Origin of the sequence: Methylotenera sp., from assembly GCF_013141425.1 — a bacterium.
Lineage (GTDB): Bacteria > Pseudomonadota > Gammaproteobacteria > Burkholderiales > Methylophilaceae > Methylotenera.
Window position 1 is genome coordinate 1 of the sequence record NZ_JABFRA010000100.1, and the last position, 24,510, is coordinate 24,510.

The 24,510-nt window shown below is 43.0% G+C and carries 24 protein-coding genes; 9 read left to right on the plus strand and 15 right to left on the minus strand.

What is annotated here, in order from left to right; translation table 11 throughout:
* On the plus strand, positions 1-1,059 hold a 1,059-nt coding region (locus HOO90_RS08785; protein WP_292842158.1), incomplete at its 5' end, for an ATP-binding protein.
* A 107-nt stretch (positions 1,060-1,166) separates the two neighbouring features.
* On the opposite strand, the gene HOO90_RS08790 is transcribed toward HOO90_RS08785, so the two are convergent.
* Positions 1,167-1,820, minus strand: coding sequence for a c-type cytochrome (locus HOO90_RS08790; protein WP_292842160.1), 654 nt, complete (start codon positions 1,818-1,820; stop codon positions 1,167-1,169).
* 217 nt (positions 1,821-2,037) lie between these two features.
* Here HOO90_RS08790 and yihA point away from each other — a divergent pair, with 217 nt between their 5' ends.
* Positions 2,038-2,661 (plus strand): ribosome biogenesis GTP-binding protein YihA/YsxC, encoded by a 624-nt coding sequence (gene yihA, locus HOO90_RS08795; protein WP_292842162.1) that lies wholly within the window; start codon positions 2,038-2,040, stop codon positions 2,659-2,661.
* Between the two features lie 29 nt (positions 2,662-2,690).
* Here yihA and trmB read toward each other — a convergent pair whose 3' ends face one another.
* Positions 2,691-3,431, minus strand: a complete 741-nt coding sequence (trmB, locus tag HOO90_RS08800) for a tRNA (guanosine(46)-N7)-methyltransferase TrmB (protein WP_292842164.1) — start codon at positions 3,429-3,431, stop codon at positions 2,691-2,693.
* A 39-nt stretch (positions 3,432-3,470) separates the two neighbouring features.
* On the minus strand, positions 3,471-4,637 hold the full coding sequence (locus HOO90_RS08805; RefSeq protein ID WP_292842166.1) for an SAM-dependent methyltransferase: 1,167 nt from the start codon (positions 4,635-4,637) through the stop codon (positions 3,471-3,473).
* A 43-nt stretch (positions 4,638-4,680) separates the two neighbouring features.
* Between HOO90_RS08805 and HOO90_RS08810 the strand changes: the two genes are divergently transcribed.
* Positions 4,681-5,433, plus strand: a complete 753-nt coding sequence (locus HOO90_RS08810; RefSeq protein ID WP_292842168.1) for a pteridine reductase — start codon at positions 4,681-4,683, stop codon at positions 5,431-5,433.
* A gap of 22 nt (positions 5,434-5,455) precedes the next feature.
* On the plus strand, positions 5,456-6,358 hold the full coding sequence (gene ttcA, locus HOO90_RS08815) for a tRNA 2-thiocytidine(32) synthetase TtcA (protein ID WP_292842170.1): 903 nt from the start codon (positions 5,456-5,458) through the stop codon (positions 6,356-6,358).
* A gap of 70 nt (positions 6,359-6,428) precedes the next feature.
* On the opposite strand, the gene HOO90_RS08820 is transcribed toward ttcA, so the two are convergent.
* The 8 genes from HOO90_RS08820 to HOO90_RS08855 all read right to left on the minus strand — a co-directional run bounded on the left by HOO90_RS08820 (position 6,429) and on the right by HOO90_RS08855 (position 13,407).
* On the minus strand, positions 6,429-7,406 hold the full coding sequence (locus HOO90_RS08820) for a vWA domain-containing protein (RefSeq protein ID WP_292842172.1): 978 nt from the start codon (positions 7,404-7,406) through the stop codon (positions 6,429-6,431).
* Positions 7,403-7,984, minus strand: coding sequence for a hypothetical protein (locus HOO90_RS08825; RefSeq protein ID WP_292842174.1), 582 nt, complete (start codon positions 7,982-7,984; stop codon positions 7,403-7,405). The genes HOO90_RS08820 and HOO90_RS08825 overlap by 4 nt, the downstream gene beginning before the upstream one ends.
* The gene (locus HOO90_RS08830) at positions 7,981-8,958 is read right to left on the minus strand and encodes a vWA domain-containing protein (RefSeq protein ID WP_292842176.1); all 978 of its coding nucleotides are present in this window, start codon (positions 8,956-8,958) and stop codon (positions 7,981-7,983) included. Before HOO90_RS08830 ends, HOO90_RS08825 begins: the two co-directional genes overlap by 4 nt.
* A complete protein-coding gene (locus HOO90_RS08835) occupies positions 8,958-9,893 on the minus strand; it encodes a hypothetical protein (RefSeq protein ID WP_292842178.1) in 936 nt (311 codons plus the stop codon). Before HOO90_RS08835 ends, HOO90_RS08830 begins: the two co-directional genes overlap by 1 nt.
* 81 nt (positions 9,894-9,974) lie before the next feature.
* Entirely contained in the window at positions 9,975-10,862 is an 888-nt protein-coding gene (locus tag HOO90_RS08840; protein ID WP_292842180.1) for a DUF58 domain-containing protein, read from the minus strand.
* Between the two features lie 4 nt (positions 10,863-10,866).
* Positions 10,867-11,916: a MoxR family ATPase gene (locus HOO90_RS08845; protein WP_292842181.1), complete on the minus strand. Its 1,050-nt coding sequence runs from the start codon at positions 11,914-11,916 to the stop codon at positions 10,867-10,869.
* A gap of 205 nt (positions 11,917-12,121) precedes the next feature.
* Complete coding sequence (locus tag HOO90_RS08850; protein WP_292842183.1) at positions 12,122-13,069, minus strand: vWA domain-containing protein; 948 nt, start codon at positions 13,067-13,069, stop codon at positions 12,122-12,124.
* A 53-nt stretch (positions 13,070-13,122) separates the two neighbouring features.
* Positions 13,123-13,407 (minus strand): hypothetical protein, encoded by a 285-nt coding sequence (locus HOO90_RS08855; RefSeq protein ID WP_292842185.1) that lies wholly within the window; start codon positions 13,405-13,407, stop codon positions 13,123-13,125.
* A 169-nt stretch (positions 13,408-13,576) separates the two neighbouring features.
* Between HOO90_RS08855 and HOO90_RS08860 the strand changes: the two genes are divergently transcribed.
* The 4 genes from HOO90_RS08860 to topA all read left to right on the plus strand — a co-directional run bounded on the left by HOO90_RS08860 (position 13,577) and on the right by topA (position 19,125).
* The gene (locus HOO90_RS08860) at positions 13,577-14,305 is read left to right on the plus strand and encodes a hypothetical protein (RefSeq protein WP_292842187.1); all 729 of its coding nucleotides are present in this window, start codon (positions 13,577-13,579) and stop codon (positions 14,303-14,305) included.
* A 31-nt stretch (positions 14,306-14,336) separates the two neighbouring features.
* On the plus strand, positions 14,337-14,891 hold the full coding sequence (locus HOO90_RS08865; RefSeq protein ID WP_292842308.1) for a TetR/AcrR family transcriptional regulator: 555 nt from the start codon (positions 14,337-14,339) through the stop codon (positions 14,889-14,891).
* 80 nt (positions 14,892-14,971) lie between these two features.
* Positions 14,972-16,438, plus strand: a complete 1,467-nt coding sequence (locus HOO90_RS08870) for a PLP-dependent aminotransferase family protein (protein ID WP_292842189.1) — start codon at positions 14,972-14,974, stop codon at positions 16,436-16,438.
* Between the two features lie 116 nt (positions 16,439-16,554).
* The gene (topA, locus tag HOO90_RS08875; RefSeq protein WP_292842191.1) at positions 16,555-19,125 is read left to right on the plus strand and encodes a type I DNA topoisomerase; all 2,571 of its coding nucleotides are present in this window, start codon (positions 16,555-16,557) and stop codon (positions 19,123-19,125) included.
* 80 nt (positions 19,126-19,205) lie between these two features.
* On the opposite strand, the gene pbpG is transcribed toward topA, so the two are convergent.
* A complete protein-coding gene (gene pbpG, locus HOO90_RS08880; RefSeq protein ID WP_292842193.1) occupies positions 19,206-20,195 on the minus strand; it encodes a D-alanyl-D-alanine endopeptidase in 990 nt (329 codons plus the stop codon).
* A gap of 262 nt (positions 20,196-20,457) precedes the next feature.
* On the opposite strand from pbpG, the gene gcvH reads away from it, so the two are divergent.
* Positions 20,458-20,841 carry a glycine cleavage system protein GcvH gene (gene gcvH, locus HOO90_RS08885; protein WP_292842195.1) on the plus strand — a complete coding sequence of 128 codons (384 nt, stop codon included), beginning with the start codon at positions 20,458-20,460 and terminating at the stop codon, positions 20,839-20,841.
* Positions 20,842-20,875: 34 nt separating this feature from the next.
* Here the strand turns inward: gcvH and HOO90_RS08890 are convergent, their stop codons facing one another.
* From HOO90_RS08890 to HOO90_RS08900, 3 genes are read right to left on the minus strand one after another with little or no spacing between them, the layout of a single operon-like run.
* Positions 20,876-22,456 carry a hypothetical protein gene (locus HOO90_RS08890; RefSeq protein ID WP_292842197.1) on the minus strand — a complete coding sequence of 527 codons (1,581 nt, stop codon included), beginning with the start codon at positions 22,454-22,456 and terminating at the stop codon, positions 20,876-20,878.
* 56 nt (positions 22,457-22,512) lie between these two features.
* Entirely contained in the window at positions 22,513-22,932 is a 420-nt protein-coding gene (locus HOO90_RS08895; protein WP_292842199.1) for a DNA polymerase III subunit chi, read from the minus strand.
* Between the two features lie 9 nt (positions 22,933-22,941).
* On the minus strand, positions 22,942-24,441 hold the full coding sequence (locus HOO90_RS08900; RefSeq protein ID WP_292842201.1) for a leucyl aminopeptidase: 1,500 nt from the start codon (positions 24,439-24,441) through the stop codon (positions 22,942-22,944).
* Positions 24,442-24,510 lie beyond the last annotated feature (69 nt).

Below are 24,510 nucleotides of genomic sequence, written 5' to 3' on the forward strand. Positions count from 1 at the left end.
GCGACTCTGGTTGTTTTAAGCTGGCTATGGAACCCTAGCTCAACCTTTTCTGGCCTAGAATTATTGATGTCGCGCTACTTACTAAGCATCGGCCTGCCCTTTGAGCATTGGATTAGACAAATCGCCAAGTACGCCGAATATGAACCCACGGCAGAAAGCTTTTTGCAATCGGCGATGCGCGAATTAGTCGCGCTCAACTGGGTAAGCGGTTTAATGTGGGAAGTTGAAGGATCTAGAAACCAGATTGGTGATGCCACGCCCTTTATTTCTACCTTTAATTTCCATCAGTTGCATTTAACGCTCTACTCACGCTGGCAATTTAGCCCGGCCATGTACTTGCATGTACAACTGCTAACTCAAATATTGGGCGAATTTTACGAGGCAAAACGTCGTGAAGAACTCATCGTGCAGAATACTTATATGCAATCACTTTATGAAACTGGCTCACGCCTGACGCACGATATTAAAAACATATTGCAATCCATGGGCACCTTATCTACCGCAGCCGAACAAAGTAGCGATGATGGCAGTGATGATGCAAGGCTAATTGAGCTTGTCAAGAAACAAATCCCACGGCTTAACCAACGTTTAGCGAGCACATTGACTAAACTCGAACGCCCAAGCGCCGAGAAAAAAAGTCAAGAGAAAGTAGCAAACTGGTGGAAAGCTTTCAAACAGCTCAACGCGCATCTACAAGTGTTATTTGAAGCGCCCATCAGCATGCCTAAGACCAATATCGACCCCGATGTTTTAGATAGCGTGGTCGACAACTTGATTCACAATGCTTTAGAAAAAGCCAAGCTTGAAGCGAATACGCGCATTACTGTAAGCTTAATGCCTAGCAAACACTTTTGCCTAGAAGTTACAGATACGGGCTCTGCAATCCCCGAGAGTGTTATTGAGCGCCTATTTAAATCGCACATCAGCTCTAAAAACGGATTAGGTGTAGGATTATTTCATGCCGCCCAGCAGGCTAGAAATGCAGGTTACTTGTTGAGCTTGGTCGACAACCGCGATGGCGAAGTGCGCTTTAGACTTGAATTAATCGCAACAGAATAAGATAAGCCAAAAATTGCATGAAAAAAAGGGCTGCAAATTCGCGGCCCTTTTAATTTTTAGCTATCTAATTCTAACAAATCCGTTCATACAATCTGTTTCAATGTGAATTAACGTAAGCCTTGAATGTAATCCGACACTGCAGCCATTTCTGCGTCTGTCAATTTTGTTGAAATCACCATCATCATAGGCGCATTTGCGCGCTCACCGGTGCGAAAAGTTTTTAATTGTGCCAAAGTATAGTCTGCATGCTGACCCGCTAAACGTGGAAATTGTTTAGGTATACCAGCGCCATTAGCCCCATGGCAAGAGGCACAGGCTGGCACATTGGTAGCGGCAATACCGCCACGATAGATTTTTTCACCCAATGAGCCTTTGCCATTGGTTTTTGCTTGGCCTAGTTTAATCCTTTGACTAGCAAAATAAGCCGCAACAGTTTTGACATCTTCATCACTCAAGGTGGCCGCCATGCCAGACATCACCGCATTGGCACGTTTGCCTGATTTAAATTCGGTTAGTTGCTTTATTAAGTATTCAGGGTGCTGACCCGCTAATTTTGGATTCACCGTAATCGCGCTATTACCATCGGCGCCATGACAGGCTGCACATACGGTATTTACCGTCTGCAATGCTTTATCTTCTGGCGCGGCTGGCTTTGCATCTGCCGCCGCTGCTTGTGCAGACAGGCTGAAAACAGCACCAAACATTAAACCTGCTAAATTAGCACTCACAGAACTCAACTGCATTAGATGACGAAATTCCATTACCGCTCCCAAAATATCAAATTTACTTACGCTGATTTACTGAAACTAGCTTAGCTTGCATTTCACATATGTGCGACTAATCTAAATTATTCAACCAATTAACGCGCTATTTTAGCGAAAAACACCTATTCGTGATAGCATTTTTCACGATTGTTTAGCGCGCATCTAATTATTGCGCCACAAGCATTAAGCTACACACAAATTAAATTGGAATTTCATGCCCTTGTTTCAAAACGCTACATTTTTTATCTCAGCCCATCATTTGCGAGATCTACCACCTGCCAGCGGCGTTGAAATTGCCTTTGCAGGACGCTCTAATGCAGGCAAATCCAGCGCACTTAACACCTTAGCCAATCATAATCGCTTGGCTTTTGTGAGCAAGCAACCTGGTCGTACACAGCTGATAAACTTTTTCACACTGGGTAACGATAGGCATTTGGTCGACTTACCTGGCTATGGCTATGCAAAAGTGCCAGAAGCCATGCGCGCGCACTGGCAAAACGTGCTGGCTCGGTATTTAAGTGAGCGCTCCAGCCTAGGCGGCTTGGTATTAGTCATGGATAGCCGCCATCCACTCACACCGCTAGACCGACAAATGCTAGATTGGTTCTGCCCTAGCGGCAAACCGGTGCATGTTCTATTGACGAAATCAGATAAATTATCCCGCGGTGAAGCCTCATTAACACTGAATAAAGTACGAAAAGAGCTTTTGGAAACCTGGGGCAATCATTACCACAGCGAATGCACCATCCAGCTGTTTTCTAGCCTAAAGAAACAAGGGGTTGAAGAGGCGGAAAAGGTGATTGGAAAATGGCTATTTGCCAATGAATCAGAAGTTTGAGCTTAAGTTCAAAAACATCGAGCTACAAATTATCGATGTGCTTGTACCCGTTTAAACACCATATCCCAAACGCCATGCCCTAGTTTTATTCCACGATTTTCAAACTTGGTAAGTGGTCTGTAACTCGGTTTTTCGGCATAAGTTTCCGCGGTATTTTGCAATTGCTGCTCGGCACTTAATACTTCCAATACCCATTCTGCATATTCCTGCCAATCGGTGGCCACGTGCAAATAGCCGCCCAATTTTAACTTGCTACACAGCAACTTCACAAAACCCTCTTGAATCAAACGGCGCTTATGATGACGCGCTTTATGCCAAGGATCGGGAAAAAAAATATGTACGCCATCCAAACTGGCATCTGCTAACATATTTTGCAGCACATCGACTACATCGTGCTGAATTATGCGAATGTTAGTGAGCGCTCCCTCTTCAATTAACTTAAGCAGAGCGCCAACTCCAGGCGTATGAACTTCTGCCGCCAAAAAATCACAGTCCGATAAAGTGTGCGCGATTTTGGCGGTAGTTTCGCCCATACCGAAACCGATTTCTAAGATTTTTTTGCTATCTGTACGATTAAACTTAGCGTTTAAATCGATGATTTCTGGCGCGTACTCAATACCAAACTTCGGCAGACCAATTTCTAAAGCGTGCGCCTGCCCTTTTGTGACGCGCCCTTGGCGCAACACAAAACTGCGAATGCGGCGACCTTTTAAGGCTTCTTTTGCTTCGTCTTGCTGTTTGGTTTCTTCGGATTTATTTATGTCGTTCATGCTGCGTATTATACTGTAGGAGCGATTTTTAAATCGCTCCTACAATGTATAAGATTTATCTCCTTGCAAAAATCCCAATAAGGGCTCGTCAAAATTTTTGCTAAGCGCAATGACCTTAAATAAATCGCCCATCTCAGCGGGGGATAATAGCTTTTGCGCCGCCGCAGCAAGCGGCGCATAACTTGCCATGTCGTGCGGTGATACCTGACTCATCAGGTCTAAAATTCCACAATTTATTAAAAACTGAGCTTGCGAGGCATAGCCTGCGAGCCTTATTCCATGCGGCTCGCAGAGCATCGCAATTTGGCTAAAATCAACGTGTGACGTAATATCTTGCAGGCCAACATTTATTAGCGGGTCAGTGTGCGCATAGTGCTGGTAATGGCACATCAGCGTGCCTTGATTACGCTGAGGATGGTAGTACTCACTTGCAGAGAATCCATAATCAATCATCAAAATTACACCATGATGTAACGCACTAGCAAGGCTGGCAATCAATCCATTTGCTGCTGGGCAAACTTCGGTAATATAACCAGCGGTTAAATTTAGTTTGGTAACGCCATCTAGCAAGTTTGGCTCTTTTAAAATTTCATCTTGCCAAACAAGAGTTTCATCATCAACGGCGATGCCGCACTCGTAAATACCGTCATCCTTAACATGCACAATATGCACTGGAATAGCATCTAAAACTTCGTTTCCTAGCATCACGCCAACAAAACTCTCGGGCAACACTGTTAGCCATTCCACGCGTTGCAATAAATTTGCAGAAATTTTATTACGCAAGGTTTCTAGCTGCACTTGTCGCAAGTGGTCACTTACTTCCAATATATAGTATTTATCAGGGATACAATTCAACTCGGCTAAAGTTAACAAAATATCTGCCACAAATTTACCTGTACCTGCTCCGAGTTCAAGAATACTCCCGTGCGTAATGCGCAAGATTTGGGCTACTTGATTTGAAATTGTTTGCGCAAACAGCGGTGAAATCTCGGGAGCAGTAACGAAATCTCCCCCACCTTTTTTGCTATCACCGAACTTTTGATTACCTGCGCTGTAATAGCCTAAACCTGGAGCATAGAGTGCTAACTGCATGAATTCAGCAAAACTTAACCAACCTTTTGACGAATTGATGGTCTGTTGAATCAACCTGACTAATTGCTGGCTATGTTTTTGCGCTTCAATGGAAGGTGTAGGCAGTGTACTCATAGACTTAGATTATAATAGCTAACAATCAAGAATGGACTAAAGCGTGGATTCAAAACTCATAAATAAAGTTGTTCTCATTACTGGCGGAGCCAAACGTGTCGGTGCGGCTATTTGCCGCCATTTGCATACCGATGGTTTTAATTTGATGATTCACTATAAAAGCTCCATTAATGAAGCGCGTGCATTGCAAGCCGAGTTGAGTTTGCTACGTCCAAATTCAGTGGCGATTATTCAAGGGGATTTATTAAATATCGCCAGCCTACCCAATTTAATCAGCGAAACTGTCAATCACTTTGGCCGTTTAGATGTATTAATTAATAATGCCTCAACCTATTACGCAAGTGAAATTGGCGATATTGACGAAAATAAATGGCATGATTTAATGGGTAGCAATCTGAAAGCCCCCTTATTTTTATCGCAGGCCGCGGCGATAGAATTGCGAAAAAACCATGGCTGCATCATCAACATTACCGACATGCACGTGGAACGTCCAAAAAAGGGCTACATCGTATATAGCGTCGCAAAAGCTGGCTTAGTCACACTAACAAAATCTTTAGCCCATGAATTAAGTCCGGAAGTACGCGTAAATGCAGTTGCTCCTGGCCCCGTACAATGGCCTGAAAATAACCCGCAGTTTGACGAAGTTTATCGTCAGCGGGTGATTAACCAAACCTTGCTCAAACGCGTTGGAGAAGCCGAAGACGTTGCCAAAGCGGTTAAATTTTTAGTGGCAGATGCGCCATTTATTACTGGCCATGTGTTGGCGGTGGATGGCGGACGTTCTTTAAATCTTTAAAACATGCAAACGATGCAAAACCATGATTAACCACTTACCTCCCAATCGCTCAAATAACTTCATCAAGCTGCGTAATAGTTTGATTAGCGCCACGGGTAAAGCCATCGGCGACTACAACATGATTGAGGAAGGCGATACCGTGCTGGTATGCATGAGCGGTGGCAAAGATTCACACGCCATGCTAATGATTTTACTTGCCCTGCAAGAGCGTGCACCAATTAACTTCAAACTGATTGCCATGAATTTGGATCAAAAGCAGCCTGGTTTTCCTGCGGATATTTTGCCTGCTTATTTTAAAAAGTTAGGCATTGATTACCGCATTGTCGAAGCGGATACTTACTCGATTGTAAAAGAAAAAATTCCTGAAGGTGCAACCACCTGTAGTTTATGCTCAAGGTTAAGACGCGGCATAATTTATACTACCGCTAAAAAACTAGGTGCAAACAAAATCGCGCTTGGGCATCATCGAGACGACATTGTCGAAACTTTGTTTTTAAACCTATTTTTTGGCGCAAAACTTAAAGCGATGCCGCCAAAACTATCCACCAATGACAAGCAGAATGTTGTAATTCGCCCGCTGGCTTACTGTAGTGAAAAAGACATTGCTAGCTACGCGCGCCAAATGGCGTTTCCGATTATTCCGTGCGATTTATGTGGTGGACAAGAAAATCTACAACGGCAAAAAGTAAAAGAAATGCTTAAAGCGTGGGAGTTAGAACAGCCGGGGCGTGTGAATAATATTTTTCGCGCCATTGGCAACGTAGAACCTTCACACTTGGCTGATTTTAATTTGTACGATTTTAAAGGCTTAAGCCAAGCCAAGGCAGAAGATGAAGACCCTCTTTTTGGGGACATTGCCAAAGAAGAGAATGCGCTGAATATAGGCAATGTAAGCGACACTAAAATTGAGTTTGTACGCAAATAATGAAGGGCTTACTTCAAGCTAAGCACCTTGTTATTTGCATCTATGTTTCAGCATCAATCGATAGCCTGCACTAAGAGATTTGACGTTTAAACACGCGCCCACCAAAACGGTAAGAAAGTGCATCAGGCAAGTATGTCGCCAACACCAGAAGTGCCGTTATAATTAAAAATAGCCAGCGCACAGAATAATCCGTAATAAACTTAGCTGCTGGTGCTTGTGATTGCACAAAATTGTAAAATTCAGGCTTGTCAATGCCCTCTACATATTGCCCTTTTATTTCAGCGGTCATCGCTTGTAGGTGTTCAACATCAAGCTTTGATAAATAACGGTCAAACTCAGCATAAGCCACAGGAGGGTCGGGGTCATCTAAACTGGCATCGTTATACATAATACCGCCGCCTGCACTCTCGGCCGCTGCATCTGTACCCCAATAGCCGACAAATTTATTATTGGCATTGAATCGTTTAATCGGTGCAGGCTCATGCCCACCAACGCCCACAAAAATTACATTTTTACCAATACGTACATTGCTAATGTCCAGTTTGTTGATGCCATTAGCTTTGGGCGACTCATCGCCATCGGTAAAAAACAACATTTGTGCGGGGATATTTAAATAGTCAAACGTTGCCTCTGCCGCCTTAACGCCAAAGGTCATACGGCTATTGCCGCTCCATGCCATGCGCCATTCTAGGTGGTCAATAGTGTCATTGATGATGTCAAAGTTTTTACAAACCTCTAACGGCATGAATAACAGGGCGACATTTTCAGCGGCAAAGATGCCTACGCTTACATACGTGCCACAGGGGGAAGTTTTCACCACTTCTTTCATCATGTGCTGGGTATACACCAGCCTGCTTACAGGCTGATTGTTTACCTTCATGTCTTCCGCATTCATGCTTTGCGAGACATCTGCCACCAATAAATAATTATGCACGGCTTGCTTAAGCTGAATTTGCGGCTTAATTAAGGCCAGCAGCAAAAAAAACGATGCCAAAACGAGCAACACGGTTTCGTAATTCTCTTTTAGCAGATTAAATGCTTTTCTCATGGCAAACCTTGCGGCAAATTACTAATTTCCATGCCGGATGGGTCTTGCGGCACAGTTTTGATATTACTTGGAATCACGCCCAGCAATAAACTTAAATTAAACTTTGCTGCGCGTGAGCTAGGGTCAAGCTTTAAGGCTTGCTCATAAGCAGATTTAGCCTGTAGGTAATCAAACTTAGCCTGTTCTTGAATTGCGCCATCTGCTGTCACTAAGCGTTGCAAGCCTGAGCGGAATAAGTTGTTACCGATGTTGTAGTGAATATTAGATTTAAGCGCTGGGCTGACTTCAAAAGCAGTCTCGCTTTTTTTATTAGCAATTTCTAAGGTTTGACCAAAGCCCTGCACGGCATGTTTAAAATTACCCGTTTTACCTTGCTGGTAGGCATCAGCAAATTTCTTGTGAAATGGATAGGTTTCGTCATAAATGACCTCCCCTGCGCGTAAGGCTTGATTTACCTTACTGATTTTATTGGTTTGGTAGATTTCATAGGCGGTGCCAGCCAATCCTACCAGCAAGAGCAACCCAAACAGCTGGTTTTTACGGTTTCTATTTTTATGAGAACCAGTATGCTTATTCATTCGTGTACCCCATCTTTAATCGTCAAATTTTTAATCGTCAAAATCAACAAACCCAATATTAAGGCGATGATGATAAACACCTGTGAATAATCATAGCCTGCAATGGTTTCAATATATTTAATGGCTTTTTTCTCTCGCGAGTCAATGTCACGAATCGCCGACTGCAACGACTCGGCATCTTCAGCCTCATAAGCGTTATATTTCAGCCCAAGTGATTGAAAATACTTATGTAGCACGATTGAATTAGGCACTCGATCTTCTGCATAGACCTCTTTGGTAAAAATGCTGGGCTCGCCAGGTTCGCGCAACATAATCCAGTAGATACTGAGTTTTCGCTCTTTTAAGCGCTGACTTAATAAAAACTTTACGCGCGGGCTAAGCTTTCCCGCACCATCAGACAGCAAAATAATGGCACGTGAACCTGAATTTTCAATTTTATCGAATAAACCAATACCCTCAGTTAGGCCCGCGCCGATATTGGTTTGATTCAATGAGGGGCTGGTAGCGGCTATAATTGCCGAGTGAATTGCATCGCGATTGGTGGTGATTTTAACACCATATAAAGCCGAGTTAGTAAACCCTACCACGCCCATCATGTCATTTGGCCGCGAATCAATAAACTGCGAAATAATACGTCGTGCCGCAACGGATTTAATCTCCGCCACATTGCCCGAGTTATCACCAGTAAAAGGGTGATCCATACTCACGCTACGATCTATGACCATCACGGTTTGCGCGCCTTTACCAGTGCGCTGTATTTTTTCATCGTGCCCGCGTGGATTAGCCAAAGCAATGACAATATTGGCTAACAGTAATGCTGTGACCACTTTAATTGCCAAATTAAGCCTATCTGAAAGCTTATCTTCAGGCATCATCTCCAGCCAAGTGTAAACTTTTCCTTGGTGGCCTTTTAGCCAAAAGGGGAGCAGTGTGATAGGCAATAATAAGAGTGCCCAAGGAGTTAAAAAAACCATCAAATGCCCCGCTCACAATCGCGCAATTGCTTGCTGAGTTGCGCCAAATCGCTAATGATTTTTTTGCTGTTACGCGGCTCGACCGCGTATAAAGATTGATTTGACTCATTAAAAAACTGTGCAATTTCAGCCTTCATTTTCTTGAAACTTGGGCGTAGATTAATAAAGTGTTCAATATCACGGGCAAACATATTGGCACCATAATGCTGATTAAACGCTTGATGAACATAAACTAAGGCCTGCTTCTCTTCAGCCGCTGATTTTACTGCGGGTGATTTAGCGAGTCGTTTTAATTGCCGATGTGTTTTAGCAAATGCGCCACCCATAAAAGGTAGCCAATTACCGTCGGCATTCATGTAAAGCAAGACAAGCAAACTGGCGGCTAAAATGCTTGCAAACTCTGCAAGCCGCGTTTTATGTGTGCTTATTTCAACCAGTGGCGGCATGGCTTCTGGCTGAATATTTTTTTGTGCCGTATCAATATTACCTGTAACAATTGGTGATAACCAAAACCCCCATGCCGGCACTTCTAGCGTCTCAATCTTTGCTCCGCCAGCTAGTACCAATTTCTCTGCGGGCAATTGCATTACGGCAGGCTTATTTGGGCTGGTGAACGATTGATAGCTTAAATAAAGGGTGTACTGCGTCAGCGCTTTTTGTTGCTTAGTGACAACGCTAACATCGACCAGCTCAACACCGTTGGTTTTACTGCCTTTTTTTGGAAAGGCACTTTCTGCAAAATTTAATGGTACGGGTACTTGAAGCACAACTTTTCGGCTTAATTTATCACCAATCTGCACACCAAAGGTGTTGGTAGGATTGGTGAGCGACACTATTTTCGCCGTGGTGGTATTATTCGCTTCATCAGCCGCTTGCAATGCAAAACTGGCCGACAACAAGGCGGCGGCACATAATCTTGAAATTAGGTTTATCATGGAATTCTTCATTGAGTTAATCTCGATAGCCCTTGTTTATTCAGCTTGGACTATTCAACTGGGTTTATTCAACGGGCTTTTTTATAGGCTCATATTGTGTTCAAAATAATGCGTCATCGTTTCGGGTTTGTAATCCGCGTGCATAAATAATGCTGGAGAATCAAACTTAAGGAATAAAGCCTCTAGTGCGTGTCTGCGTTCATTAAAGGCCTTAATAAATTTAGCCCTGACTTCATATCTAAAAAACAAGGTTTTATTCAAACCGGTTTCTGGGTCTATCATGGTGCCAAAGCCAAATTTTGGAAGTTTTTTGTACTCTTCGTCATCCCAAAGCACAATCGGAATCACTTGATGTGCAGACATGGCCGTGAGCGTTTGTTCAATCACGCTGAGAGGCATGTGGAAATCTGAAATCCAAAATACCAAACCTCGACTTTGCCCTAGAAAATTAGGCACATCGACTACCCCTTCAGCCCCCACACGCATTTTTTGATAATCATGCAATTGCGCGATGGCTTCTTTTGATTGATATAAATTACGGCTTAAGGGTAGCGTAAAATCTTCAAGCACATGGTTGTTATAGCCAATAAAGCTAAAAACATCACCCGCTTGATAAGCAGAATTTGCCACCGCTGTTGCTATTTCAATAGCTTTATCAAGTTTTCGTTGTTTTCCCTTAAATTGCATCGAACTAGACAAATCACAAATAGCGTAAATCGGCGTCGTGCTTTCTTGGTTAAATTGCCGAACTTGCACTTGCTCAAAGGGGTCGCGAATGGTTTCCCGAATATCCATGCGTCTTGCATCGGGGTGATCAACCAAATTAACATTGCCGCGATACTCTAGCCCCAAGCCGCGTTGTGTGCCACGATGCGCGCCCAATTGTAAGCTGGCAGACTTCCACGAAACAATGTACTCAAAAGGTTTCGCATAAGCATCGTTCGCCGCATTGCGTGTGGCTAAACTCATGAGATTAAGCCGCCTTACTAAATGTTGTGCTAGGCACGGCCACTGTACTCATAATGTTGGCGGTCAACTCACGCGCCAATGCGGTTCTGCGGTTCTCGTACATACTATTAAACACCAAGCGATGTGAAATCACCTCATGGAATACAGCGTGAACATCTTCAGGGTACATACTATCGCGATTGTTCAGCCACGCATTCACACGTGCAGCTTTCATTAACATCCCCATACCACGTGGGCTTGCGCCTGTTTGAATAACACGAGTCACATCGACGCTTTCCATTTTTACACCGAATTTTTCAGGGTGTTGCGTGGCATCCCATAAATCAAGCGCATATTCTTCTAATACATCGCTCGATTTAATGTGGTTTTGCAATTGTTCAGAAAACGCATTGAGTTGATCAAAATGCAAAATGCCACTTTCCACTTGCTGGGTCAATTTTTCTGCGTTTTGAAATTTGGTATTAAAGATGAGTGATTTTTTTAAATCGCGATCAGTTGGAATCTCAATTGGAATTTCCATCATAAAACGGTCACGCGCGGCAGATGGAATTTCAAATGTTTCGTTTTTTTCTACTTGATTACGGTCAGCAAATACAATCATGTGTGGCAGACGGTATTCTTTCTTAAACGCACTGACATGACGCTCTGCCATCACACGCAACATCAAGGCATGTACTTGTGGGCGAGCACGGTTGATTTCATTAAAAAAGAATACCGATAAATTTTCACCCGCACGCAATAGCGGGCCTTCATCAATTTTAGGACGGCCATCATCGCCTAAATAAGTATGGTAAATCAAGTCGTTCGGCATTAAATCGACCGTACCCTCAATACGCTCGTAAGCCCCACCAATACCGCGCGCAATGGCTTGCAATAATGTGGTTTTACCTACACCCACGCCACCATCTAGCAGCACATGGCCGCGCGCAAAAATCGCTGTGTTCATTAGGCGAACCGCTTTACTTTGCCCGACAATGACCTTATTTACTTCATCTTCTAGTTTTAATGCGTGCGCACGCACGTCGGTGAGTTGAGCGTCTAATGGTGGTGACATAAAGTTTCCTTTTTAAACTTACGTTATAACTTCCGTTTAATAATAATGACCTAGGATGCTTTCATCAAAAACCCTATGAAACTATCCCTTGTTACAAAGAGTTGCCACAATGTAACAGAATGTTTGCTGGGCTTAATCCTCCAGATTGGAAAATTTTAGTGGTCCAGCAAAATTTAATTTAATATTAAAGTTCAATCCTCCAGAATCAGGGATTTCTATGCTTCAGGCGATATAACAAATCTGGGATATAAGTGCCCAAAACTGCCAATGCGGCTAACAACAAATATAGCCACCTTAATGAGTAAGCTGTAATAAAATTAGCCGCGGGGGCCTGTGATTGCAAAAATTGATAGAACTCTGGCTTATCCAGACCTTCGATATATTGACCTTTTATATCATTTGCCAGACTTTTCAAATAGTCAGCCTCTTGTTTTGATAAATAGCGGTCATACTCTGAATAGGCCACCACGGGATCGGGATCGTCTTTGCTAGCATCGGCATAATTAGCGCCAACGGCACCAGCATCAGCGGCCGCATCTGTGCCCCAATAACCAACAAATTCATTATTCGCATTGAAACGTTTAATAGGGGCTGGCGCATGGCCGCCAACGCCCACAAAAATCACATTCTTACCGATTCGAACACCACTTAAGTCTAGTTTATTAATACTATTGGCTTTGGGTGCTTCATCGCCGTCGGTAAAAAATAGCATTTGTGCTGGGCTATTTAGATAGTCAAAGGTTGCCTCGGCCGCCTTAATGCCGAAAGTGATACGGCTATTGCCACTCCAGGACATGCGCCACTGTAGATGATCAATAGTGTCGTTAATGATGTCAAGATTTGCACAAACCTCGAGTGGCATAAACAATAAAGCTACGTTTTCTGCCGCAAATGCACCCACACTGACATACGTTCCGCAGCCTGAAGTGTTGACTATTCCTCGCATTAAATGTTGTGTGTAAGCCAGCCGACTTACAGGCAGGTTATTCAACTTTAAGTCTTCTGCATTCATACTTTGCGACACATCAGCAATCAGCAGGTAGTTATGCACTTCTTGCTTGAGTTGTATTTCAGGCTTGATTAGAGCAAGCATTAAAAATGCGACAGCGCACAAATACAACACCGTCTCGTAGTTTTCTTTCAACTTGGCCATAAGTTTGTTTACGTGGTTCATTAGATGAAATTATTGAAGAAGTAGTTTATGTTTTAAAGGTTGAACGAAATATCAGTACAGCACCTTTGCCAAACCCGTAACTTGTAGTGAGAAAACTGGCAAAAAGATATATTTGGAAAATTTGTGGTGGCGGTACTTTGGGCATATCTAAATATTGGAAAGATAGCCATCAGTAAAAACAGACTGGAGTTAGTAAAAGCTCCTACCACCATCGCCCAGCGTACATGCCACGGAAATTGCACTTTTGCGGCATAGTAACCAAAAATGAGCGCACTCATCAGCACGACATTTCCAGCATGATTATCATTTTGGTGCATTACTATTTCCCCCATATTTTTGATATGCTTTGTTCAAAAATCTTTACAGTTGCATTTAGCGCAAGTTAACGTTATTATGCAGACAGGTCTGTTCACTTATTTACAGTCTAATCCCAGTGAACATAATTTTGCAAGCGATTTAAAAATAATTTTTTTAAAGAGGTTTAAATTGAGCGACACTTTGAATGTTAGTCACACTCATTGGCAATGGTTGCGCAATAACTCTCGCATTGGGGGGAAGCGCACAAACGCCAGTTTATATGGGCTTTCCGACCTCATTCACCAATGGAATATAGAGCGCATATCACGCAACCACTTGCATGGGTTAGCGCAAAACTTAACCATTGAAAATGTGCAAGATTTAAAAAGCATTATTCAAAATATCCTGAGCAAAGCAACAGCTACACAAGCGGAAGTAATTGCCGACCAATTGTTATTTTTAGCCATTGGTGCAATTCAAATAGAATCGCAAAATCGCTCAAATGAAGCTTGGCGATTAGTGAATCGTGCCATACAAAATATCGCTGCACCTAAAAAAGAAAAGCCCGTACTTATGCTTAGTTTCATGGCAATGCTACTTGCGACATGCACCTACATCGCGATGAATACACCCTCTAAAACACACATCATCACACCGGCTTTACCGCTAGTAATCGAAGTTAATAACGCGCCAGACCCTGTCACCATAAGTATGCTGGAATTGACTTACAACAAAATGAAAGTGGGTACTTGTCAGCTACCACAAGCCGCTATGTTGCCGCCTGCACAACGACATGCGTTTTTAATGTTTGTGAATGCAGGCACCATTGACGTGCATCACGTAGAAGATTTGAGGCAAGCCTTAGGGTATGTCAATTGCTTATACCCGCAAGAACTCATGCACCCAACGTCCACCTAGGGGCGAATAAGGATATATCATGACTAACAGTATCACTATGTACGAAAAAATACTAAACGCCGCCGCCAGTTTGTTCGAAACGCGTGGCATTCAAGCCTCAGGCGTGGACACCATTATTGCCGAAGCAGGTGTAGCAAAGGCAACGCTATACAAGCATTTTCCCAGTAAAAATGAACTGGTTATGGCGTATCTACGTGATAAATCCGACAAATTTTACGCATGGCTAAATGAGCGATTAAGCGCAAAAAAAGCCACTTCACTAGAGATTTTATTTGAGCTTTGTGATCTCGTAGAAATTTGGATTTCTACGCCAGAATTTCACGGACTTCCGTTTCACATCGCATCCGTGGAGTTCCCTGACCCGTCACACCCCATCAATCAATACTCATCTGTGTTAGCCATTGAGTTACAACACTATTTATCAAAAATAGCAGCAGCTGCGGGCGCAAAAGACCCTGAAGCTTTGGGCCAACAACTCACCATTTTGTTTGAAGGCGCTGCTTTAGTTGAACGCTTAAGCCCCAGTAGTGACGCAGCCAAACGTGCTAAAAATGCAGCTGTGATGTTGATACACGCCTCAATATAAGCATTTTTTATTCAAATCCGTGGTCCACCGATCATTTTACCTTATACTACTTTGCATCATCCAGCTGTAAGGACTTATTGATGCTGCGCTCATGGAAATTTAATTTGGTTCTAAAAAGTACCTCAAGACAAGCAATCTACCTCCAAATTGCCCAACAAATCATAGACGAAATCCAAAAAGGACGACTTCCAGCTGCAACCGCGATGCCAGGTACCAGAGAGTTTGCTGTTCATTTAAGCGTGAACAGAAAAACGGTGGTGCTTGCCTATGATGAACTAATAGCACAAGGCTGGCTAACTACGCAAAATCGTCGCGGCACCTTTGTTTCTTCCAACCTGCCTAATTTCGCCACTTATCCACCTACACAAAAACAGAGCAGCTCCCAAGCAAGTGGTTCTAATAACGCACTTGCAGATTACCTATCGTTGCCAATTTCGGCAAAAGAGCAACTATTCATTGATTTCAATGACGGCATTCCCGACACGCGCCTAATTCCATTTGATATTCTTTCTAGGGCGTTTCGCCACGTATTGCTGGGGCCGTCCAAAAGTAACAAGCTGGGGTATGGTGATCCCAAAGGGGTGTTAGCGCTTCGCAATGCAATTGCACGCATGCTCAATATTGAGCGTGGCTTAAATGTAGCTACAGATGAAATTTGCATTGCGCGAGGTAGCCAAATGGGAATTTTTCTAGCGGCTCGCGTACTCACTAAACCTAACGATTATATTGTTGTGGAAGATCTAAGCTACCCACCAGCTCGTGAGGCCTTTGAATCCTGCGGGGCAAATATCCTTACGGTTGGACTTGATGCTTATGGCATTGATGTTATTGCACTTGAAAAACTATGTCAGAAACATCCAATTCGTGCCATTTATGTCACACCCCATCATCAATTTCCCACTACTGTAATGATGACTGCTGAGCGTCGGTTAAAACTGCTAATGCTAGCTGAACAATATGACTTTACGATAGTGGAGGATGATTATGACCACGAATTTCACTTTTCGCACCACCCCGTTTTTCCGCTTGCAAGCACGAATCATCACGGACGCGTGGTTTATGTAGGCTCGCTGTCAAAAGTACTTGCTCCGGGGTTGCGCGTGGGATATTTGGTTGCAGATAGCGCTTTTATTGACCAATGTGCAAATGAAGTAATGATTATTGACCGGCAAGGCAATTCTATTACCGAATTAGCAATAGCTGAACTGATGGAGTCGGGTGAAATTAAACGCCATATACGCAGAACTTTCAAAGTATATAATGAGCGCCGCAGTTTACTCATAAGCCTGATACAGCAGCAACTCAGCGAGCATACTAATTTTGATGCACCTAATGGTGGCTTAGCCATTTGGTTACGTTTAAATGATGAAATAGAAATTAATCGCCTTGTTGAAAATGCGCTAAATGCGCAAGTTCGCATTTTACCTGGCACACTTTTTTCGGCCAATAATCTTACGGTAAATGCCATACGCCTTGGCTTTGGTAGCCTAAATGCTGAAGAGCTAAGCGCAGGAATCGCAAGGCTAAAACAAGTTCTTTCGTCTTAAATCTATAAATTTATATAAAAATGATATAAGAGTTGCTGTAAGTTGTTGTCTTACAGCCATTTACCTTGCTATTATCCGAGGTGTTATCTTAGTAACCTCCTTTTTCTTAGGCATTCATGTCCAAACTGTTAATTGTTGAATCTCCTTCCAAAGCAAAAACGCTCAAAAAATATCTGGGCAACGACTTTGAAGTACTCGCCTCATACGGACACGTACGGGATTTAATCCCAAAAAATGGTGCTGTCGATACAGCCAATGATTTCGCCATGAAGTACGACATCATTGAACGCAACAGTAAACATGTAGATGCTATTGCAAAAGCCGTGAAAAATGCTGATAGCATTTACCTCGCAACCGACCCGGACCGCGAAGGTGAAGCCATTTCTTGGCATATTGCGGAAATTTTAAAATCTAAAAACCTACTCAAAAACAAGCTGATGAAGCGCGTGGTATTTCATGAAATCACAAAAACTGCCGTAGAGAACGCCATTGCTGAACCGCGCGATATTTCCATGCCAATGGTGAATGCTCAGCAAGCACGCCGAGCATTGGACTATTTAGTAGGCTTTAATTTATCGCCATTGTTATGGAAAAAAATCCGCCGCGGCCTTTCTGCAGGACGTGTACAAAGCCCTGCGTTGCGGCTCATTGTTGAACGCGAATTGGAAATTGAGGCGTTCAAATCGCAAGAGTATTGGTCGATACATTTGGATGCGCTAAAACATAGCCATGGTTTCACCGCCAAACTGATACAACTCAATAACGAGAAAGTGGAACAATTCACCGTCATCAACCATGACCAACAAAGTGATATTGTAGGCAAGCTGTTACTTGCAAGCGCAGGCAAAACTACCGTTTCACGCGTTGAAAAAAAACAACGCAGCCGTAGCCCTACCGCTCCATTTACCACCTCTACTTTGCAACAAGAAGCCGTCCGCAAGTTGGGCTTTACCACTTCACGCGCCATGCGTATTGCTCAACAGCTATATGAAGGTATGGATGTTGGTGGTGGCACTGTCGGTTTAATCACTTACATGCGTACCGACTCCTTTAGCATTGCGGCTGAAGCCATTGCGCAAATTCGTGATTATGTGAAAAAGAATTTTGATGCAGAATATTTACCAAAGTCGGCAATTCTATATAAAACCAAATCAAAAAGTGCGCAAGAAGCCCATGAGGCGATTAGGCCAACAGACATCAGTCGCACTCCTGCTAGCGTGCGTCAATATCTAAATGATGAGCAATTTAAGTTATATGAAATCATTTGGAAACGCGCGCTCGCTTGCCAAATGGCACCTGCTAAATTTGATGCCGTCAGCGTTGATTTAAGCGTCGGCTCTGACGCCAATTTATTCCGCGCCTCTGGTCAAACCTTGGTATTCCCTGGCTTCATTGCCGTGTATATGGAAGGCACGGATGACGAAGAAGAAGAAGGCGAAAGTAAACTACCGCTCTTAGAAACGGGTGAAGTACTGACGGTTGAAAAAATTTACGGCAATCAACATTTTACCGAGCCACCTCCGCGTTATGGCGAAGCCAGCTTGGTCAAGATTTTGGAAGAATTCGGCATCGGGCGCCCTTCTACTTATGCCAGCATTATCAGCACCCTGCAAGACCGCGAATATGTATTACTGGATAAAAAACGTTTCACACCTACCGATGTGGGCCGGGTGGTGAATAAGTTTCTAACTGAGCACTTTACCAAATATGTCGATTATGACTTCACCGCAAACCTAGAAAATGCGCTCGACAGCGTAGCAGAAGGTGAGCGTGAGTGGATACCGCTGATGGCAGAATTTTGGCGCGATTTTAATCAGCAAATTCAAGCAAAAGCCGATGTTGAAAGGCCTGGCAATGAGTTGATTGATGAAGCCTGTCCAAAATGTGGCAAACCACTACAAAAACAACTTAGCCGCTTTGGTACATTTATTGGCTGTACAGGCTATAACGATGAGCCTAAATGCGATTATAAACGTAGCTTAAATGGCGCAGCGCAAGGCGGTAGCGACCCAATCGTGATTGGAACCGATAGCGAATCAGGCAAAGAAATCTTGTTAATGAACGGCCCCTATGGACCCTATTTACAGCTAGGCCTAGCGATTGAGGGTGAAAAAAAGAAACCAAAACGCGTTAGTGTTCCAAAAGAAATTTCATTAGCCGGCATCAATCTGGAAACGGCCACCATGGTGCTATCGTTACCGCGTGACTTAGGCTTACACCCAGAAACCAATAAGAAGATTGTTGCCAACATTGGTCGTTTTGGGCCTTATGTAAATCACGATGGAAAATTCAAGTCGATTCCAAAAAGTGAAAGTGTGTTCAAAATTAATTTGGAAGGTGCGGTTGCCTTATTAGCCGCGGCTCATACAGGTCCAGCACCGCTTTGTTCACTGGGTAAACATCCATCAGAGGATGGACAAATTGAGGTATTTACTGGGCGTTACGGTCCATATGTACAACATGGGAAAATACGTGCCACATTACCTAAAAGTATCGAGCCAGAATCACTCACGCTCGATGAAGCTTTAGAATTATTAACGGCCAAAACAGCAAAAGTCGAGCCTGCTAAGAAAGCGCCAGTAAAGAAAATGGCTACTAGCAAAACCACCACCAAAAAAGTGGCTACCAAAAAAGTCACCTCCACAAAAAGTATCAAGAAGCCAGCAACAAAAAAATCCGCTAGCTAAGGTTTGCTAAATCACAAATTTAATATCTAGAAAAATAAAAAGCGGCCCAAGAGCCGCTTTTTATTTGTTGATTCCTGATGCTAGCCACTGACGTTTTGGCCGAGTAAGTTCACTTCATTATGTTCAATCCATTTACGAATTCTATTGGCATCACCAATGCGAGACAATTTACCTGCAGAATCAAGCAAAACAATAATCATCGGCTGCCCTGAAATTTCAGCCTGCATCACTAAACATCGTCCAGCTTCATTAATAAAACCCGTTTTAGACAAGCCAATTACCCAATCACTACCACGGACTAGCGAATTGGTATTCACAAAATTTACTGGTGTTTGACGGCCGTACAAGGTAATTTCTTGTGAAGCGGTCGTCGTTACTTGGCGAATCTCAGGATAATGATATGCCGCATTGACCATTTTCACTAAATCTTCAGCCGTTGAAATATTATTGCTATCAAGTCCAGTCGCATCATAGAATTGCGTCGCTTTCATTCCTAAAGCATGAGCCTTGCTATTCATGGCGCTAATAAAGGCACTGTTGCCTCCTGGAAAGTTTCTTCCTAAAGCCGAAGCGGCTCGATTTTCGGATGACATGAGTGCCAATTGCAGCAGCTCACCTCGTGTCAAAGATGAGCCAACAACTAGTCTAGAACGCGTCCCTTTAATATAATCAACATCTTCATCTGCAATATAGAGTATTTCATCCATGGGCAAATGTGCATCCAACATCACCATAGCTGTCATTAGCTTGGTAACGGAGGCGATTGGCGTTGATTGATTGGTGTTTTTAGCAAAAATAGTTTCGCCTGTCTGTTGGTTAATAACCAAGGCTTTAGCAGAGGCTAGTTGCAACGGACCACTGCCATCATAAACATCTGCATAAACCATGCTTGCTTTCTGGCGGTGTAGACGCAATTTGATGCGTGTATTTGAGTCATTACGGCCAGATTTGTACTTAACCAACGCATAGCGGTTTGATTTATTTTTAACTGTTGATTTTTTGGTATGAGAATACTTACTGCTAGCAACCGAATGTTTATGCGTTTTTTTTGCAGCCGCATACGAAGCCATCGGAGAAAAGCTTAGCATTAAAGCAATATAAAGAAGTGTTAACTTACGCATATATTCAATTTGTTTGTTTAATGTCATATAGTTATGACGGAATATTATACAAAAACTTTAGCTTTGTCATTAATAAATTATTATATTTTTTCTAGGCCAGTTGCGCATCCTAGTAGTTCGAGTGAATATTATTTTTAAAATTCAATTTTTCGCAATATAATCAACGACACCTTTACTTAAAATCTCACCATTCTTAACTTGAGCAACTAAAATGCAAATCCCAGAATCTTTACTCTACAGCGCCGAACATTTATGGACCAAAGCTTCTAGCGACGGCCTTTGGGAAGCAGGTATCACCGATTATGCTCAAGATTTACTCGGAGATATCGTATTTGTTGAGGCGCCAAAAGTTGGCACATTACTCAGCGCGGGTGAGCCTTGCGGCTTAGTGGAATCAGTTAAAACAGGCTCAGATTTACATGCCTTGATGAATGGTGAAGTGGTTGAAATAAATAAAGAACTCATCAACTCACCAGAATTGATTAATGACAAGCCTTATCAAGCATGGATATTTAAATATCGACCAAACGAAGCCAATGTCGAGGGTAAATTATTGTCCGCACAAGCATACCGCACCTTGATTAATGATTTGTAATTAACCGTAGCCCCAATGAATTTACAAATTGCTGTTAGGAAGACTTAGTAAAAATTAAACGGACTGAGTCAAGTAGTTTTTCAATTTCCTCTTTGATATTAGTACTCAGTTGCTGTTCGATTCGAGGTATTTCAACATTTAATATCGCATTGACCTTATCCGTTAGCGCCTGCTCTACCTCAGGCAGCTCAGCAGCAAGTTTTTGCTTAAACGTATTTTTGCTTTCCTCTGCTATTACCGTTATCTCTTGCAGTAGTGTGGAGTTTAACTCTGCGGACAGGCCTTGATACATCGCAGGGAATGCAGCGCCAATTTCCTGATCCAATTGCTGCTTAGATTTTAATTGCAAGGCGTCTAAATAAATGGTGAGCTCTGCCTGCGACTGCTCAGTCAAGCCTTGATACACCTTGGTGAGCTCACGTGCTAAGTTATCTTGATGATCGCTTAATATTTCCTCATGCAATCTTGTAATCTTCTCAAGCAGGGTATGAGTAGCGTTTTCAACGGTTTTATTTTCCAGCCCAGATAAAGTCGCCTGCAACTGTTCCGTCATCGACTCCTGCAACATTGGCAGTGCATTAATAAGCTTAGACTGCACTTCGGCAATTCCTTGCGCCTGCATTTGCAATAAACTAGCATCTAGCCCGGCCTTAATATTTGTCGCCACTTGTGTAGCCTTCTCAATCGTTGCCGCTTCCAAGCTATCCAAAGTAGTACGAACTTGATTGGTCAAAGACTGCTCCATAAACGGTAAAGCCTGTGTAAGCTTAATCTGCGCTTCGGCGATACCGCGCTCTTGCAATTGATTCAATTCATTTTCCAAGTCAGATTTAATTACTCGCGTACTCGCTTGTAGCACTTGTGTTGCGCTTTCTAGCGCTTTGCTTTCTAACTGGGCTAAGTGTACTTCAAATTGCTTAATGAGCGCCTGCTCGATCTCTGGCAATGCCTGTGAAAGTTTGGCTTGCACTTCCTCTATACCATGAGCCTGCATTTGGTTTAAGGTGTTCGTCAAATCTGCTTTAATGAGGTCTGCGCTGACGTGCATCATTTTAGGGATTTCAGTGGCAAAATCTGCACGGGTTCTATCGACCAATGCGGCACCATTCTCCGCAATCGTGCGTTGTGCCTCTGCCACAACTTGGCTTACTTCTTGTGCCAAGGATTCTTTAATTTGCTCAACTGAAGTGTGCTGTGCCTGCAAAATGGTTGAATGAATTGACTCCATCAAAGTAGCGTGACTAACCTGCTGTGTAGCATTTAACTCATCATTAATATGTTGCTTTAGAATTGCCGAGGTGATTTCCTGAATTGCACTTGCCTTCTCATCTAATTGCTCGGATTGCAATGCATGTTGCTGTTTGAGTGCTTCGGTCAGAAACGCTTGGCTCGATTTCTCTATCGCAGTGGCTTCACTCACCAAATAATCATGCATTTTTTTTCTTAATTTTTGCGTAACAGAAGCTTCAACTTCCTCTTCTATCTGCAGCATTAATTGCGGTTTGATTTGTGCAGCAATCTCTGCAATCAAATCAGCGGTGATATTTATTGATCGAATAGGTTGTGCAGATTTGACGTGCACTTCTGTTAGCAGGGGAATATCTTCTTCTTGCATAAGTTTGAGCCTATTTGAAATTAGATTAAATACTCTTGAATCAGCATAAGACTAGACTAAACAGCGTCATCAGTTGATTTCACTTCATAGCCACGGTCTTTGTAGAACCGAAATCGAGTTCTGGCCGCAGTTTTATCTGCTTCATCATGGCCGACTAACTCTACCAAATAGCGAAATCGGCCAAAAAATAACGGCGGTTCTGTTTGCAGATTAATTAAAATATCATCCTGCAATAAGTTTTCACCTTGTCGATCAAGAATAATCGGAGCGAATTTAGCGTGCGCTTCATCCGCTAGATTACTTGGCAAAAAACTAGTTGAAGAATGCTGCCAAAACCGCGCTTGCAGATCAGAATTCACCTTCGTATCCAGTGAAAAAATTGTGAGCTGACGACCTTTTGCTAACGCCTTTTCACTAAGCTCGGCGATTTTTTCTAACTTACTTGAAACATTAAAATAGAATTCAACGCGCGTCATAGTATGCGTTTATTTATTTGCATTGTTGGCACGATTCACCAAAAACTCTGTTAACAAAGGCACGGGGCGGCCTGTACCACCTTTTTCTTTGCCTGATTTCCACGCAGTACCAGCGATATCCAGATGCGCCCAATCGTATTTTTTAGTGAAGCGCGATAGGAAACATGCGGCGGTAATACTACCCGCTGCCCGTCCGCCAATATTGGCGATATCGGCAAAATTACTATCTAGCAAAGGCTGGTATTCATCCCATAAAGGCATATGCCATGCACGGTCTAACGCAGACTCACCCGCTTGCAACAGCTCTTTGGCCAGATCATCATTATTACTAAAAAGGCCTGTTGCATAATGACCCAAAGCAATGACGCATGCGCCTGTAAGCGTGGCAATATCGACCACTGCACTTGGCTCAAAACGCTCTGCATAGGTCAGCGCATCACATAGAATCAAACGGCCTTCAGCATCAGTGTTCAACACTTCTATTGTCAAACCCGACATACTGGTTAACACGTCACCTGGCCTTGTTGCACGGCCATCTGGCATATTTTCACAGGTTGGGATAATGCCTATCACATTCAACGCTAAATCCAATTCGGCTATGGTCTTAAAAGTGCCTAATACGCTTGCTGCACCACACATATCGTATTTCATCTCATCCATCTCAGCACCTGGTTTCAATGATATGCCACCCGTGTCGAAAGTAATGCCTTTGCCGACTAATACCACCGGCTTTTGCTCTTTTTTACCTTTCAAATGCTGCAAAATAATGAATTTAGGGGGCTCTTCACTGCCTTGTGATACGCCTAAAAATGAGCCCATGCCTAGCTTTTTAAGTTCATCTCGCTCGAGCACCTTTACTTTGAGATCATGCTTTTTAGCCAAAGCCAATGCCTGCTCGGCCAAATAAGTTGGCGTGCATACATTGGGTGGTAAGTTACCTAAATCCTTAGCAAGACTTACTCCTGAAGCCAAAGCCAAACCATCCGCCAAACCCGCTTTAGCGTCTTTTACTTCACTGGCCAAGGTTACGTTAATTGCTAAATTTGTAATACCCTTTTTTGATTCTTCTTTTTTCTTTTTGATCGCATCAAACCGATAAGTAGCATCCAATACAGTCTCAGCGATTAGCGCAACTCTTCTTCTAACGCTCAATTGCTTAACTGGGAGTTCCGCTAAAAAGCTAACCGCTTTTGTTGCACCACTATTTGACAACGCCTTAACTGAGGAACGTACCGCCTTGCTAAATTGCTTTTCAGAAAATTCAGACTCTTTGCCCAAACCCACCAATAACACACGATGGCTCGCAACGCCTGGTAAGCTATGCAGCAAAAGCGTTGTATCAGCCTTACCTTCCAAATCACCACGTTTTAGTATGCTTGTCAGATACCCATCGGACGCCTTATCTAAAGATTGCGCAGCATTAGACAACTTTTGTGATTCATAAACGCCTATAATCACGCAGTCGCTATGCAGTTTTTCCGGATTATCGTTTTTTATGCTAAATTCCATGGTGTTACGTCCTTTTTCTATTATTAAGTTAAATTATCGCGTGTTTTACACGTAATTCATAGTTGTAAA

Bases quoted from the DNA above. Each gene is read 5' to 3' on its own strand.
- HOO90_RS08855 (WP_292842185.1), bottom strand. From the start codon at position 13,407: ATGCACCAAAATGATAATCATGCTGGAAATGTCGTGCTGATGAGTGCG.
- HOO90_RS08900 (WP_292842201.1), bottom strand. From the start codon at position 24,441: ATGGAATTTAGCATAAAAAACGATAATCCGGAAAAACTGCATAGCGAC.
- gcvH (WP_292842195.1), top strand. From the start codon at position 20,458: ATGCAAATCCCAGAATCTTTACTCTACAGCGCCGAACATTTATGGACC.
- HOO90_RS08820 (WP_292842172.1), bottom strand. From the start codon at position 7,406: ATGAGAAAAGCATTTAATCTGCTAAAAGAGAATTACGAAACCGTGTTG.
- HOO90_RS08790 (WP_292842160.1), bottom strand. From the start codon at position 1,820: ATGGAATTTCGTCATCTAATGCAGTTGAGTTCTGTGAGTGCTAATTTA.
- HOO90_RS08870 (WP_292842189.1), top strand. From the start codon at position 14,972: ATGCTGCGCTCATGGAAATTTAATTTGGTTCTAAAAAGTACCTCAAGA.
- HOO90_RS08830 (WP_292842176.1), bottom strand. From the start codon at position 8,958: ATGGTTTTTTTAACTCCTTGGGCACTCTTATTATTGCCTATCACACTG.
- yihA (WP_292842162.1), top strand. From the start codon at position 2,038: ATGCCCTTGTTTCAAAACGCTACATTTTTTATCTCAGCCCATCATTTG.
- HOO90_RS08890 (WP_292842197.1), bottom strand. From the start codon at position 22,456: ATGCAAGAAGAAGATATTCCCCTGCTAACAGAAGTGCACGTCAAATCT.
- HOO90_RS08850 (WP_292842183.1), bottom strand. From the start codon at position 13,069: ATGGCCAAGTTGAAAGAAAACTACGAGACGGTGTTGTATTTGTGCGCT.
- ttcA (WP_292842170.1), top strand. From the start codon at position 5,456: ATGATTAACCACTTACCTCCCAATCGCTCAAATAACTTCATCAAGCTG.
- HOO90_RS08825 (WP_292842174.1), bottom strand. From the start codon at position 7,984: ATGAATAAGCATACTGGTTCTCATAAAAATAGAAACCGTAAAAACCAG.
- HOO90_RS08845 (WP_292842181.1), bottom strand. From the start codon at position 11,916: ATGTCACCACCATTAGACGCTCAACTCACCGACGTGCGTGCGCACGCA.
- HOO90_RS08805 (WP_292842166.1), bottom strand. From the start codon at position 4,637: ATGAGTACACTGCCTACACCTTCCATTGAAGCGCAAAAACATAGCCAG.
- trmB (WP_292842164.1), bottom strand. From the start codon at position 3,431: ATGAACGACATAAATAAATCCGAAGAAACCAAACAGCAAGACGAAGCA.
- topA (WP_292842191.1), top strand. From the start codon at position 16,555: ATGTCCAAACTGTTAATTGTTGAATCTCCTTCCAAAGCAAAAACGCTC.
- HOO90_RS08840 (WP_292842180.1), bottom strand. From the start codon at position 10,862: ATGAGTTTAGCCACACGCAATGCGGCGAACGATGCTTATGCGAAACCT.
- HOO90_RS08835 (WP_292842178.1), bottom strand. From the start codon at position 9,893: ATGATAAACCTAATTTCAAGATTATGTGCCGCCGCCTTGTTGTCGGCC.
- HOO90_RS08895 (WP_292842199.1), bottom strand. From the start codon at position 22,932: ATGACGCGCGTTGAATTCTATTTTAATGTTTCAAGTAAGTTAGAAAAA.
- pbpG (WP_292842193.1), bottom strand. From the start codon at position 20,195: ATGGCTTCGTATGCGGCTGCAAAAAAAACGCATAAACATTCGGTTGCT.